The following is a 14,049-nucleotide window of genomic DNA, read 5'->3' on the forward strand; positions in this document are numbered from 1 at the left end:
GATCGGCATCGGCGCCGATCACCACCCGCCGGGCCCGACGCCTTTCACCGTCCCCCACGAGTGATCCGTCACTCGTGGGGGATTTTTCGTGCGCGCGAACCGGTCGGCGGGAGCGGCGGATTACCGCGTCGTGACTGCGCGGTGCGCGCGTTCTGCCAATCTGCGGGTGTCCGGTGGGAAACCGGGAATCACCCGCGTGCCGAATAGTCACCGAGGAGTTGGCATGACCACGACCGAATCCGAAGCAGATGTCGCGTCCGTCCTGGACGCCGTTCGCGACATCGTGCCCATCCTGCGTCGCAACGGCCTGGACGCCGAAGACCGGCGGTGGCTGCCCGACGAGAACGTCGAACTCCTCGAACGCGCGGGCGTGTTCCGGATGGCGACCCCGAGGCACTTCGGTGGTTTGGAGTTCCCGGTCGCCGACCAGGCCAGGGTGCTCGCCGAGATCGCCCGCGGCGACGGCTCGACGGCCTGGATCGCGAGCGTCTGGGTGTCGAGCACCTGGATGGCCACGATGTACCCGGAGGAGTTGCAGAAGGAGATCTTCGCGAGCAGCTCGGTGCGGATCTCCGGCGGGTTCACCCCGTCCGGCATCCTGACCCCGACCGAGGGCGGTTACGTCCTCAACGGCGCGTGGCGGTTCAACTCCGGCGCGCGCGGCGCGCACTGGAACATCGCCACGTCGATCGTGCAGGGTCCCGACGGCGCGGAGAGCGAGGCCATCGCGGTCGTGCCGATGTCGGACTTCGTCGTCGCCGACGACTGGAACACCTCGTCGGTGGCGGCGACGGGCAGCTGCACCTCCACGGCGACCGACGTGTTCGTGCCGGCGCACCGGGTCGTCTCCGCGGACCCGGCCGCCTACGAGCTGCCGCCGGACTACCAGCCGACCGGCCGCGAGTACGGGCTGTTCGGCTACATCATCGCCCAGGGCGTGTCGGCGTTGATCGGGATCGCGCGCGGCGCGTACGACCTGTTCCTGGAGCGGCTGCCCAGTCGCGGCATCGCGTACACGAAGTGGACCGACCAGTCCCAGCACCCGCTGACCCAGATCCAGGTGGCCACCGCGGAGAGCAAGATCGCGGCGGCCGAGGCGTTGATGCGGGGTGTCTACGAGTTGTTGCAGCGCCGTGCCGACGCCGGCGAGGAGCCGACCGTGCCGGAGAAGGCCTCGGTGCGCGGGCACAGCGCGTACGCCGTGCAGCTCGCCCGGGAGGCCGTGGAGATCCTGTACAACGCCAGCGGCGCCGGGGTGATCCAGCGCGACGTGCCGCTCCAGCGGTTCCACCGGGACCTCCAGGGCCTGTCGCTGCACGGGATGATCCTGCTGGGCACGTCGCTCGAGGTGTACGGCCGGGTGCTGCTCGGGCTCGACCCGGAGACCCCGCTGCTCTGATCCCTCCTCCCACCACAGCACGACACCGTCTTCGGCTCCCGTGTGGACCGTCCACGCGGGAGTCGACCGCTGTCCAGACCGACCAGAACGAGGAAAACGTGAGCAGAGAAGGTTTATCCAGACGCACGCTGCTGCGGGCGGGCGGGTTGTCGGTGGTGGCCGCGTCGACCGGGTTGCTGCCCGGCGTCGCGGGCGCGACCGGCACCCGCGACACGGTCTACGACGCGGTCGTGATCGGGGCCGGGTTCGCGGGCATCACCGCGGTGCGGGACCTGCGGGCCAGGGGTCTGAACGTGCTGCTGGTGGAAGCCCGCGAACGGCTGGGCGGGCGCACGTTCACCGGTCAGTTCGCCGGCAAGACCGTCGAGCTGGGCGGCCAGTGGGTCGGCCCGACGCAGCAGCTGGTCCAGGCCGAGTTGCGGCGCTACGGGATCCCGACGGTCCGCGACGGCTTCCCGACCCGGATCATCATGCCCTCGCCCACCGGACCGCGGGCGTTCCCGCCGCTGGACGTGGACACCCGGCTCTCCGAGCTGTGGAAGATGATCTTCAAGGACGCCGACAAGTACTTCCCGCAGCCGCTCAACCCGTTGCTGCGGCGGGATCTCCTGGTCGGCATCGACGGGATGTCGTTGCGGGACCGGTTGGACGAACTCCGCCTCTCGCCGCAGGACGAGAGCTGGATCAGCGGCCAGACCGCGGGCTACTCGGGCGGCTCCAGCGCCACCGGCGGCCTGACGGCGCTCGCGCACTGGTGGGCGCTCGCCGGCTGGAGCCTGGAGGGGATGGACGCGGTCACCTCGCAGCGCCCGTCGACCGGTTTCGTCGGGCTGCTCAAGGCGATGCTCGTCGAGGCGAACCCGGCGACCGCGTTCGCCTCGCCGGTCACCTCGGTCGTGGACAACGGCACGCAGGTCACCGTCACCACCCGCAACGGCCAGGTGTTCAAGGGCCGCACGGCGGTCGTCGCCACGCCGGTGAACGTGTGGAAGAACATCCAGTTCTCCCCCGCGCTGCCCGCCGTGCACGCGACCGCGAGCGCGCAGGGCGTCGGCGTGCCGCACAGCGTGAAGCTGTGGCTGCACGTGCGCGGCGTGCCGGACAAGGTGTTGGTGCACGGCGCCGAGGGCGACGTGTTCACCACCGTGCTGTCGCAGGCGACCACGACGAGCGGCCAGCTGATGGTGGCGTTCAACAGCCTGCCCGAGATCGACCTCCAGAACTTCACCGCGGTGGAGCGGGAGCTCCAGCGGGTGCTGCCGGAGGCGTCGCTGATCGAGTACAAGACGCAGGACTGGGGACACGAGCCGTACTCGCTCGGCGGATGGGCGTTGCGCAAGCCGAACCAGCTGTTGGCGCAGCTGCCCGCGATCCAGCAGCCGGTGGGCAGGTTGATGTTCGCCAGCGGCGACACGGCCTCGGGTTGGAACGGTTTCGTGGAAGGCGCGATCGAGTCCGGCATGGCGGCCGCCCGCCAGGCGGTGGCGAAGCTGTCCGGGTCCTCCGTCCCGGCCTGACCCACCACGGTGAACGCGGGTGACCTGGCCTCGGACCGCCCGGGACCAGGTCACCCGCACACCGGGGCGACCTCCGCCGAACCGACCGCAGCCGGCCGGACACCGGCGCGAGCCGACACCCGTCGCCGCGCGGGTCGATCGACCGCGCACCAGGGCAATCGGCCGAGCCTCGGGGTGGCCGGGCACCCGCCGGCAGCCGCGCCGCGCGCGGTCGGCCGGGCGACAACCACGCCACCACAACCCCTCCGCGCCCGCCGTGCGCCACCCCGCACCGCGCGAACACCAGGGGTGTCGGGTCAGCGCTCCACGCGGCGGAACGCGCCGTCGAGGAAGAGCAGGCCGTCGCGGTCCGCGCCGCGCACCGTGCTCAGCACGGCGCCGACGAACACCGAGTGGTCGCCCGCCCGGTGCGCGTCGGTCAGCTCGCACTCCAGCCACGCCAAGGAGTTCGACAGCAGCGGCGCGCCGGTGCGCGGTCCCGGCCACCAGTCGGTCGGCTCGAACTGGGCGCTGCCGCGCGGCCGGGTGCGGTCGGCGAAGTACCGGGCCAGGTGCTGCTGGTCCGCGGCCAGCACGGACACCCCGAACCGGCGCTCGGCGACCAGCGCGCCGTGCATCGCCGCGCTGTGCGCGACGCAGCACAGCACGAGCGGCGGGCGCAGCGACACCGAGGTGAAGGAGTTGGCGGTCATCCCGTGCACGTGCTCGCCGCCCACGGTCAGGACGACGACTCCGGTCGCGAACCGGGACATCACCTGCCGGAACGACGACGGTCGCAGGGTGTTCGCCGGTGCACCGCTCTCGGACATGTCGTCCTTTCGACTGGGCCGACCGAAGTCGTTTTCCGGACCACGGGAGAACGTAGCGAGGCGGCGCGGGAAATGCGCTCATCGAACGGTCACCGGCGACTCATCCCGACCGCGCGCAACGGCTTACCGGCGTGTGACCGCGAATCGACCGGCCGTGCCTAGGGTGGAGCGCACTTGCCAGTCCCTGGTCGAGAAGGGCCGATATGCAGTCCGCATCCGCTGAACTCGCCGAACCCCAGATGCACCAGTTGCTCGTCTCGCTCGGGGTCGACGTGGAATACGTCCGCGCCGAGGGGAACACGCTGTACCTGCTGGACGGGAACGGCGCCGAGGTGCCGGTGCTCGACTACGCCGGCGGGTACGGCGCGCTGATCCTCGGCCACAACCACCCCGCCGTGGTCGACCGCGCGCGGGAATTCCTCGACGCCGGCACGCCGGTGCTCGCGCAGGCCTCGCGGCAACCGCTCGCCGGCCGGGTCGCGGCCAGGCTGAACACCGTCCTGCACCGGGAATTCGACACCGCGGAGCCCTACTACGCGGTGTTCTCCAACAGCGGGGCGGAATCGATCGAGGTGGCGATCAAGCACGCCGAGTTCGACCGCGTGCTGCGGATCGCCGCGCTGCGGGCGGAGATCGCCGCGCACGTCGAGGAGGCGCGCGCCGCCGTGCTGGCCGGCACCGCGGGGATCGCGCCCGGCGCGCGGGCCGCGGCCGGTGTCGGCGCGGACCGGGACTTCGACGCGGTCGTCGGCGGGATCGCCGCGCACAACGACGAACTGGCCGCGCGCCCGCCGGTGTTCCTCGCGCTGGAGGGTTCGTTCCACGGCAAGCTCGCGGGCAGCGTGCAGCTGACCCACAACGCGTCGTTCCGCACGCCGTTCGCCGCGATGGCCGCACCGGCCCGGTTCGTGCCGTTCGACCAGCCCGACCAGCTCGTCAAGGTGATCGCGGACCACCGCGCCACCGCGCTGGACGTCGTGGTGACCGACGGCGTGGTCGACGTGGTGGAGCGCGCCTTCCCGGTGTTCGGCGCGTTCCTGCTGGAGGTGATCCAGGGCGAGGGCGGCATCCGGGTGGTGTCCCGCGAGTTCGCCGCGCGGATCCAGGAGGCCTGCGCCGCCGTGGACTGCCCGATCGTGGTGGACGAGATCCAGAGCGGCATGGGTCGCACCGGCGCGTTCTTCGCCAGCGCGCACATCGGGCTGCGGGCGGACTACTACGCGCTGGCCAAGAGCCTCGGCGGCGGCCTGGTCAAAACCGCCGTGACGCTGGTCCGGGAAGGCCGCTACCGCCCCGAGTTCGAGCTGGTGCACAGCTCGACCTTCGCCAAGGACACGTTCTCCTGCGCCATCGCGCTGACCGTGCTGGACCTGCTCGAGGCCGACGACGGCCGCGTCTACCGGTTGGCCGCGTACTGGGGCGAGCGGCTGACCGCGCTGTTCACCGCGCTGCGGCGGGACTTCCCGGACGTGGTCGTGGACGTCCGGGGTCGCGGGCTGATGCTGGGCCTGGAGTTCCGCGACCAGTCCGAGTCGACCTCGCCCGGCATCCGGCAGGTCGCGCTCGCCGACTCGCTCGGCTACGTGGTCTCCGGACACCTGTTGCGGCACCACCGGATCCGCACGTTCCCCACCGCGAGCGCGGTGAACACGCTGCGGTTCGAGCCCTCCGTCCTGCTGACCGACGAGGAGGTCGACCGGCTCGACGTGGCGTTGCGCGCGGTGTGCGGGGTGCTGCGCGACCAGGACGAGCTTCGTCTCTTCAGCTGAAGGCCGAGCACCGCGACCCCGGTCGCACGGCTCTGCGTTACCGTGGAGGCTGTGCCGAGGTCATGCGCCCGCCGGACTTCGTCCTGGGCCTGACATGGGGGGACGAACACATGAGTGTGAGGACAAGGCCGCCGTTCTGCGGGCTCGACGCGGCGATGGAGGTCATCAGCGGCAAGTGGAAGGTGCTGATCCTCTGGGCGTTGCGCGACGGGCACCGCAGGTTCGGCGAGCTGCGCAGACTCGTCCCGGGTGTCAGCGAGAAGGTGCTGATCCAGCAGTTGCGGGAACTGGAGGCGGACGGGATCGTGCTGCGCGAGATGTTCGCCGAGGCGCCGCTGCGGGTCGAGTACTCGCTGACCGCGCGGGGCACGGCGCTGGACGAGGCGCTCAAACCGCTGGGCGCCTGGGGTCGCGAGCACCTGGCCGTCCGCGCCTGAGCGACGGACGCCGACCGCGGCGTCGGAGTCGATCCGGCGCCGCGGTCGGCGTGCTCCCCCGCTAGGCGGGTCGCCGGGCCAGTTCCGGCTCGCAGCGCGGATCGGCGCCCTGGGACAGCAGCAGGTCCCACAGCGCCTCGATCGCGGGTGTCGGCACCGAGTCCAGCGTGATCGTGGTGACGTCCCGCTTGCCCGCGCCCCAGGAGGGCTTGCGCAGCACCAGTTCCGGCCGCGCGGTCGCGACCACGAACACCGCGCCGCCGCCGGCCGCCGACCGGTCCGTCTGCTCGTCGACGAGGTCGAGCACCGCGTCGTCGGCCCGGTGCAGGTCGTCCACCAGCAGCACCAGCGGTTGCGGCGACCCGGCCGCCCTGGTCGCCGCGAGCACCTCCCGGAGGTCGGCCGCCGAGCACTGCGCCGCGTTCGTCACCGGCGGCGCCTCGCCGGTGAGCCGGGCCAGTTCGGCCAGGAACGCGGACTTGCCGGTGCCGGGCGCGCCGAGGACGGTGACCAGGTGCGGTGTCGACCGCTTCCGGCTGCGCTCCAGCAGGCACCGCACCAGTTCGAGGTCGAGGTGCCGGTCGACGGGCGGTTCGTCGCACCGGGTGGAGACGCCCTGGCCCGCGAGCCACCCGGTCACCACCCGCTCCCCGATCCGCCGGGTGTCGGGGCAGAGCCGGATCTCGCCCGCGTCGGCCGTGGCCAGCAGCGTGTGGCACCGGTCGACCAGCGTCCCGGACACCGCCGAGCCGGCGAGCGAGGGCACCGCGCCGGTCGCCACCGCGGCGTGGAACGTCGGCAGGCCCACCGCCGCCGGCGGCACCAGCTCCCGCAACCCGTCGCGCACCGCCAGCGTCGCGAGCACCGCGGCGACCGCCTGGCAGGTGTCCCGCCCGCCGGGCGGCGGCGCCTCGAACAGCACCATGGTGATCAACCCGGTGGAGGCCGTGACGACGCCGCCGAACCCCCCGACGGTGCGCCGGATCCGCTCGGCGATCGCGTCCAGCGCCTCGTCGACGTCGGCCGGGTCGACGTCGACCGGCGACGGGCCGAGCTTCGTCTGCACCAGGACCACGCTGACCTGCGTGCGCGCCGGTCGGATCGGTTGCGGCAGCGGCGGTTCCGGTTCCGGCTCGGACCGGGTGAGCACCACGAGCCCGGTCGGTTCCGCCGCGGGCAACTCGATCCGCGTCACCGGCGGCACGAGGTCGAGCGACGGGCTGTGCGCGAGGATCGACCGCTGCAACGCCTGGAGGTCCCGGCCGGGTTCCAGCCCGAGCCGTTCCACCAGCGTCGCCCGCATCCTGCTGTACACGGCGAGCGCGTCGGCCTGCCGCCCGCAGCGGTACAGCGCCAGCATCAGCTGACCGCACGACCGCTCGCGCAGGCACGCGCCGTCGGCCATCGCCTCCAACTCCCCCAGCACCGCCTGGTGCCGCCCGCAGGCCAACTCCGCGTCGAAGTAGTCCTCCAGCGCGTCCAGCCGGGCGTTGCGCACTGCGGTCAGCTCCGGCCAGGCGATGCCGGCCTCGGCCAGGTCGGCCAGTTCCGGACCGCGCCACAGCCCCATCGCCTGGCGCAGGATCACCGCCGCGGACTCCGGCGACCCGGCCGACAACTCCGTCCTGGCCGACGCGACCAGGCGGTGGAACCGGTACAGGTCCACCGACTCCGGGTCGACCGTGAGCTTGTAGCCGGGCGGTTGGGTGAGCAGCGCCGGAGCGCTGCCCATGCCGTCGCCCGGCAACATCCGACGCAGTCCCCACACCGCGTTGTGCAACACCTTCCGGGCCGTGACCGGAGCCTCGTGCGTCGGCCACAGCGCGCTCAACAACTGGCTCGTCGCCACCACCCGGTTGGCGTTGAGCAGCAGATACCCCAACGTGGCCCGCTGCTTGACACCGCCGAGCGCCACCGACTCGCCCGCGTCGGACACCTCCAATGGACCCAGAACGTGAAAATCCATCATCCCCCCGAACGAATGGCGCCAATCGCCTCGGCAGGCAGCCGAACCGGCCGACCACGGACGGCCGCCGACCGGGAATCGGGCGCTCGGCCCGCTCGTCCGGATTGCAGCGACACGGCAGTCGTACCGGTGCTGTGCATACACCGCCCCATCGGTAAATGCCACAAACACGTCTTCGCGCCGGCCGCGGTCACCCCCAGGCTCCCGTGCGGCGCACACCCGAACCGACGTCGCGTGAGCGCGACCGCCGGTACAACCCCAGTTTTGGTGCAGACGTGACAGTAAGGCAGGCACAGGTATCGAGGTAAGTACTGACTTCAAAGTAAGTAGCCCGACCGGCATTTCACCTATAGCAGGTGGTCGCCGCAGGTCAGCGCGGCAGCCATTGTCCCAAAAGGGCGGTCGGAGGGCAACTTCGGGAACCCGCCGACAGTGTCCGGTACCACTCTCCGGGCCGCCCGCGCGCGGTGTCGGAACGCCGCACCGGCGCGTCACCGCCGGGTAACCGCGGGCTCACCGCGACGGCGGGACGAAAGGTTACCGGTCCGTGAGTGCGACCCGGCGAGACTGCCCTCGAGGCCATTGCCCGAATCAGCCGACGAAAGCGGGACGGATTCGCCATGAGCACCGAACTGAGCGCGCGCATTCCGGAGGTCATCCCGGACGACCCGGACGAGCAGAACGAACTGTTCGTGCGGTTGTTCAACGCGGGCGACGGCGCCCTCTACGACTCGATGTACACCGCCGACGCCATCTCCAACATCTCCGGCGCGCCACTCACCGGCGCCGCGCGCACCGCGTTCTTCACCGATTTCCTGGCCACTGGGCCGAAGATCGACTCCAGGGTGGTGCAGAGCCACACCACCGGCGACACGTCGCTGCTGATCGTGGACTACCGCCTCGACATCCCCGGCCCGGACGGCGTCGTCACGACCGTCCGCGGCGTGTGCACCGACGTGCTGATCCGCAACGAGCGCGGCGACTGGCGACTGGCGGTCGACCGCCCGGTTCCCGGGTCGCACGCCGAATAGGCCCCCGGCCCGCGGGGGGGGGGGGGGGGGCCCGCCCGGCGGGGGGGGGGCGCGCGGGGCGGCCCGGATCGGACCGGGCGCGGTCGGGGTCCGCACGCCCGGGCCGCGTCGGAAAAACGGGGGCAGGCGACCCGGGACGCGGTGGCATCCCGAAGTCGCGCCGCCCGAACCGTCTCACGTGGCGGGGAACCGGTTTCCGAGGTCACCTCACACCTCGGCGACCTCCGGGACGGCGTCGGTCGCGGCGGGCTCCGCGGACAGCGCCTTGCGCTTGCGGATGAACAACCCGGCGAGCGCGCCGACCGCGACGAACACGACACCGACCCAGATGGCCGGGACCATGCCGTGCACGAACGCCTCGGCGGCGTCGGCGGGCTTGCGGATCTGCACGTCGTCGAAGTAGTCGGTGAACACCGTCGTCAGCACCGCGATGCCCAGCGCGCCACCGATCTCGCGGACGGTGTTGTTCGCGCCGGAGGCCTTGCCGTGCTCGTGCGGCCGCACGGAACCCAGCACCACGGCGGTGGTCGGCGCGAACACCAGACCCATGCCGATGCCCGCGATCACCATGGGCGGCACCATGTCGCCGTACGGGGTCGTGGTGGTGGCGATGTTCGCGATCCACGCCAGGCCGATGCCCTGGAGGGCCAGGCCGAGCGCCATCAGCCGGCCGCCGCCGACCTTGTCGGTGATGAGGCCCGCGAGCGGCGCGACGACCATCGGCATCGCGGTCCACGGCAGCGTGCGGACGCCCGCCTCCAGCGGCGAGTACCCGAGCGGGCCCTGGAGGTACTGGGCCAGGAAGAAGATCGAGCCGAACACGCCGAAGTACATGGCGAGCGACACGACGTTGCTCAGCACGAAGTTCGGGATCCGGTAGAAGCGCAGCGGCAGCAGCGGCGACTTGGCCTTGCGCTCCCACAGCACGAACGCGATCAGCAGCACCAGCGCGACGCCGAACGCGGTGAGGATCGGGCGCGAGCCCCAGCCCTCGTCGCCCGCCTGCACGATGCCCCACACCAGCGAGGTGATGAACCCGGTCACCAGCACCACGCCCGGGATGTCGAGGCCGCGGTCCGCGCCCCGGCTCTCGGTGATCGCCCACAGCACCAGCGGCACCGCGATCGCGCCGACCGGCAGGTTGACCCAGAAGATCCACTTCCAGTCGAGGCCCTCGGTGACCGCGCCGCCCACCAGCGGGCCGAGCGCGACGCCGAGGCCGTTGATGCCGCTCCAGATGCCGATGGCGGCGCTGCGCATCTTCTCCGACACGGCCGCCGCCAGGATGGTCAGCGACAGCGGCAGGATCGCCGCGGCGCCGACGCCCTGCACGATCCGCGCCGCGATCAGGGTCGCGCTGGAGTCGGCAAGGGCGCACGCCACCGAGCCGAGGCTGAACACCCCGATGCCCAGCAGGAAGAACAGCTTGCGGCCGTACCGGTCACCGAGCGCGGCGCCGGTGAGCAGCATGCCCGCGAACGCGAGCACGTAGGCGTTGATCACCCACTGGAGGGTTTCCTGGTCGGCCGAGAAGTCCTCGGCGATCTGGGGCAGCGCGTTGGTCACCACGAGGTTGTTCAGGGCCACCACGAACATCGGGATGGAGCTGGCGACGATCGCCCAGCCCCACCCGACCCGCCGAGTCGGAATGGCTGTCATCGGTTGTCTCCCATCGGTTTCACTCGCCACTTGCGCGCAACTGGAACTGCCAGTGCGAGAACAGTCGGTGGTCGCGGTGCAGTCCGTAGAGCACCTCGACCACCCGGTCCACCGCGGCCGCGTCGGTGACCGGCCGGGTGGGGTCGACCTGGCGCCACGCGCGCTCCAGGCACAGCAGCAGCACCGCGCCGTCCGGGAACGGGTCGGGCAGCGCCGCGCCGGAGTGCACCACGAGGTGCACCGCGGCGGCGGCCGCGTGCAGCGCGCAGTACCGCTCGGCCAGCCGGAAGATCTCCGCGGACGAGCTGAAGTCGCGCCCCATCAGCGTTTTCAGCTCGGTGAGCTCGGTGCGCAGCCGGTCCACCTCGGACAGCACCCGGTCGGCCACGTCCGCGCTGCGGTGGAACCACGAGCGCTGGGCGTCGTCGGGGTGCGCGTCGGCGAGCGCGCGCAACGCCTTGACCGACGTGGGCAGCGCGAGCAGCGTCTCGTCGCCGCCGCGGCTGAACAGGGTCTGGTCGGCCGGTCGCCACTCGGGCAGCTCGACGTCGACGCCGAACTGGGTGGCGACGCGCTGCTCCGCCGGGCCGCGGGCGTCGGCGGGCGTCTCGACGGCGGCGGTGAGGATGGTGTCCAGCTGGGAGGCGATGTTCTTGAGGTTCACCACGGTGTTGCCGTCGCCGAAGATCGCCACCAGCACGTCGCGCAGCATCTTCTGGTAGATGCCGTAGTGCGGGTGCGAGCGCAGGTAGAGGCGTGCGCCCAGGACGATCGACAGCTGGGCCATGGTGCGTTCCAGCGAGGTGGGCACGAAGTACTTGGTGATGGAGGAGAACACGCCCGCCTGGCCGGGGTTGGCCTGGAGTCCGCGCACCGCGCCGGTGGCGACCGCGTCGGCCAGCAGCAGGTCGGCGAAGCACTCGGCGAGCTGGCGGCGCGAGTACGGGATGTCGGCGACCTTGCGGCCGAAGATCTCCCGCTCCACCACGAAGTCCAGCGTGACGCGCAGCGCCGTGTCGACCGCGCCGAGCGCCATGCTGCTGATCGTGGTGCGGGCGACCTGGGCGCTCTTGAGCGCGATCTCCAGGCCCTGACCCTCCTTGCCGAGCCGGTTCTCGTCCGGCACGAACAGCTTCTCCAGCCGGATGCCGCTCATGTCCAGCGCGCGCAGGCCGTGCAGGCGCTCGTTGGGCAGCTCCACGATCGCGCCGGCGGGCGCCTTCCGCTTCTCCACCGCGAAGATCGACCAGTCACCCGGTCCGCCGCGCTCGCCGGTGCGGGCGTGCACCGAGACGACGTCGGCGACGGTGGCGTTGCCGATGAGGTACTTCTCCCCCGTCAGCAGGTAGCCGCCCTCGACCTTCTCCGCGCGCATCTCGTTGGACAGCAGGTCGCTGCCGTGCCGGCGCTCGGAGAGGCCCCAGGCCATCCGGACGCCGTTGTTGATGGCCTGCACGAAGTAGCGGCGCTGCTCCTCGGTGCCGGCGATCCAGGCGGGCATGAACGCCAGGTCGGTGAGCATCAGCGTGGTGGCCGAGGTCGGGTCGCGGCGGGCGGCCAGGCGCAGCAGGTTGAAGCCGACCTCGACGTCGCCCGCGCGTCCGCCCCACTCGGCGGGCAGGCAGTACTCGTGCAGCCGCCACCGCTGGAGCACGCCGACGAGTTCGAACGGGAACTCCTCGCGCTCGTCCAGGTCGAGGATCTTCGCGAACGACATCGGGCTTTCCGGGTCGTGCGGGTCGCCGAGGTAGCGCTCCAGCTCCTCGTTCAGCGCGACCATCTTCTCCACGGTCATGCCGGTTCTCCTTCGGCGAGCGGCAGCGGCGTCGCGGAGAACAGCCGGCCGGAGGTGTGCAGGGCGCGCACGAGGCTCAGCACCGGGTCGGCGTCCTCGGTGCGCAGGCGGTCGTGGACGCGGTGCGCGCGGTCCAGCAGCAGGGTCAGGGTGGCGGTGAGCCAGCCGGTCGAGCCGGGTTCCGCGCCGAACAGCGAGCGGTGGCGGTTGAACCACCACAGGTGCGCGCAGGACGCGGCGGCGTGCAGGTGGCAGAACCGCTCGGCCCGGTCGAGCGGGTCGGTGTCGGTGTCCTTTTGCAGTGCCGTTTCCAGCCGGTCGAGCAGGGCGCGCACGCGCTGGTCGGTGAGCGTGGCGCGGATCGCGGCGAGGATGTAGGGCAGGGACTGGGTGACGTCGTCGCGGCCCCGGGTGGACAGCTCCAGTCGGCTCGGGTCGAGTGGCGGCAGGGCGGCGTCCAGGGTGAACGCGGTGGCGGGCGGCGTGGTGTCGGTGGACCGGCCGGCCAGGTGCGCGGCGACCAGCCGCAGGTTGGCGGTGGGGCCGGTGTCGATGTGCCGGACCACGGTGTTGTCCTTGCGCAGCACCGGGAACGGGTGGTCGGCGAGCAGGCCCCTGGTGCCCAGCACGTCGGCGCACCGGGTGAAGACCTCCTCGGTCAGCTCCGTGCACACCTTCTTCGCGACGCTGGACCACAGGGCCTGGCCGGCCGGGTTCGAGTGCAGCGCGCGGGCGCAGGCGACCGCGACCACGTCGCACGCGAGCAGCGCGGCGGCGGCCGTGCCCAGCTCGCGCCGGTTGCGCTCGTGCGCGACGACGGGTTTGCCCGCCACCACGTGGCGTTCGGCGAAGTCCAGCGCGAGCCGCAGGCCGGAGTCGGCGGCGGCGAGGTTCGCCCCGGTGCTCAGGGTGCGCACGACCTGCATCGCCTTCATCGCGATCTCCAGGCCGTGGCCGGGTTCGCCGACGGTCGCGGACGCGGGCAGCGGCACGCCGTCGAAGTGGAACCCGGCGAACCCGACGCCGCGCATGCCGGAGGTGGTTCCGGTTCCACCCCTTGCTTTGTCCACAGTGGACTTGTCGAGCAGCGCGGCGGTGAACGCGGCCGCGCCCCGACCGCCGCTGCGGGCGAGGAGAAGCAGGGCGTGCGCCCGGTCGCCGAGGCCGACCACCCACTTGTCGCCGGTGATCCGCCAGCCGTCGCCGTCGGGTTCGAGCAGGCACTCGTTGGCGAGCAGGTCGCTGCCGTGGTCGGGTTCGGACAGCGCGAAGCCGACCGGGTGGCCTGCCTCGAGCAGGGCGACGACCTGGGCCTTCTGCTCGGCGGTGCCGGCGAGGAACACGCAGGTGGCGGCGGTGACCGCGAACATGGTGTGCGGCATGACGGTGACGTCGCGCCGCGCGGCGACCCGCACCAGCGCCAACGTGTCGTCGGCGGTGGTGAGGGTGCCGCCCAGCTCGCGCGGCACGAACGACAAACCCAGGGCGCCGCGGGTGGCGGCGATCAACGCCTCGGGCCGCCCACCACCCGCGTCCCGCTCGACCAGCGCCGCGAACCCGCACGGGTTGGCCGGGTCGCGCGGGTCACCCAGCGCCCGGTCGAGCTCGACGGCGCGCAACCCGGTGGGCGCGACGGTCGTCACGACGCCACCGCCGTCGGACGGCAG

At 72.1% G+C, this 14,049-nt stretch carries 10 protein-coding genes; 5 read left to right on the plus strand and 5 right to left on the minus strand.

The window, feature by feature from the left end:
• Positions 1-223: 223 nt before the first annotated feature.
• Both AB0G50_RS13955 and AB0G50_RS13960 read left to right on the plus strand, forming a co-directional pair.
• Complete coding sequence (locus AB0G50_RS13955) at positions 224-1,399, plus strand: acyl-CoA dehydrogenase family protein (protein ID WP_360106965.1); 1,176 nt, start codon at positions 224-226, stop codon at positions 1,397-1,399.
• Positions 1,400-1,497: 98 nt separating this feature from the next.
• Complete coding sequence (locus AB0G50_RS13960; protein ID WP_360106968.1) at positions 1,498-2,916, plus strand: NAD(P)/FAD-dependent oxidoreductase; 1,419 nt, start codon at positions 1,498-1,500, stop codon at positions 2,914-2,916.
• Positions 2,917-3,212: 296 nt separating this feature from the next.
• On the opposite strand, the gene AB0G50_RS13965 is transcribed toward AB0G50_RS13960, so the two are convergent.
• A complete protein-coding gene (locus AB0G50_RS13965; RefSeq protein ID WP_360106971.1) occupies positions 3,213-3,725 on the minus strand; it encodes a flavin reductase family protein in 513 nt (170 codons plus the stop codon).
• 203 nt (positions 3,726-3,928) lie between these two features.
• On the opposite strand from AB0G50_RS13965, the gene AB0G50_RS13970 reads away from it, so the two are divergent.
• Positions 3,929-5,494, plus strand: coding sequence for an aminotransferase class III-fold pyridoxal phosphate-dependent enzyme (locus AB0G50_RS13970; RefSeq protein WP_360106974.1), 1,566 nt, complete (start codon positions 3,929-3,931; stop codon positions 5,492-5,494).
• Between the two features lie 110 nt (positions 5,495-5,604).
• Entirely contained in the window at positions 5,605-5,931 is a 327-nt protein-coding gene (locus AB0G50_RS13975; protein ID WP_360106977.1) for a helix-turn-helix domain-containing protein, read from the plus strand.
• A 61-nt stretch (positions 5,932-5,992) separates the two neighbouring features.
• Here the strand turns inward: AB0G50_RS13975 and AB0G50_RS13980 are convergent, their stop codons facing one another.
• Positions 5,993-7,900: a BTAD domain-containing putative transcriptional regulator gene (locus tag AB0G50_RS13980; RefSeq protein WP_360106980.1), complete on the minus strand. Its 1,908-nt coding sequence runs from the start codon at positions 7,898-7,900 to the stop codon at positions 5,993-5,995.
• A gap of 617 nt (positions 7,901-8,517) precedes the next feature.
• On the opposite strand from AB0G50_RS13980, the gene AB0G50_RS13985 reads away from it, so the two are divergent.
• Positions 8,518-8,928, plus strand: a complete 411-nt coding sequence (locus tag AB0G50_RS13985) for a nuclear transport factor 2 family protein (RefSeq protein ID WP_360106983.1) — start codon at positions 8,518-8,520, stop codon at positions 8,926-8,928.
• Positions 8,929-9,135: 207 nt separating this feature from the next.
• On the opposite strand, the gene AB0G50_RS13990 is transcribed toward AB0G50_RS13985, so the two are convergent.
• Genes AB0G50_RS13990 through AB0G50_RS14000 form a run of 3 tightly spaced genes read right to left on the minus strand, consistent with a single transcriptional unit; the run spans position 9,136 to position 14,025 of the window.
• On the minus strand, positions 9,136-10,587 hold the full coding sequence (locus AB0G50_RS13990; protein WP_360106986.1) for an MFS transporter: 1,452 nt from the start codon (positions 10,585-10,587) through the stop codon (positions 9,136-9,138).
• Positions 10,588-10,606: 19 nt separating this feature from the next.
• Positions 10,607-12,382 carry an acyl-CoA dehydrogenase family protein gene (locus tag AB0G50_RS13995; protein WP_360106989.1) on the minus strand — a complete coding sequence of 592 codons (1,776 nt, stop codon included), beginning with the start codon at positions 12,380-12,382 and terminating at the stop codon, positions 10,607-10,609.
• Positions 12,379-14,025, minus strand: a complete 1,647-nt coding sequence (locus AB0G50_RS14000) for an acyl-CoA dehydrogenase family protein (protein WP_360106992.1) — start codon at positions 14,023-14,025, stop codon at positions 12,379-12,381. The genes AB0G50_RS13995 and AB0G50_RS14000 overlap by 4 nt, the downstream gene beginning before the upstream one ends.
• Positions 14,026-14,049 lie beyond the last annotated feature (24 nt).

The organism is Actinosynnema sp. NPDC020468 (assembly GCF_040642015.1).
In the GTDB taxonomy this organism is placed as follows: domain Bacteria; phylum Actinomycetota; class Actinomycetes; order Mycobacteriales; family Pseudonocardiaceae; genus Actinosynnema.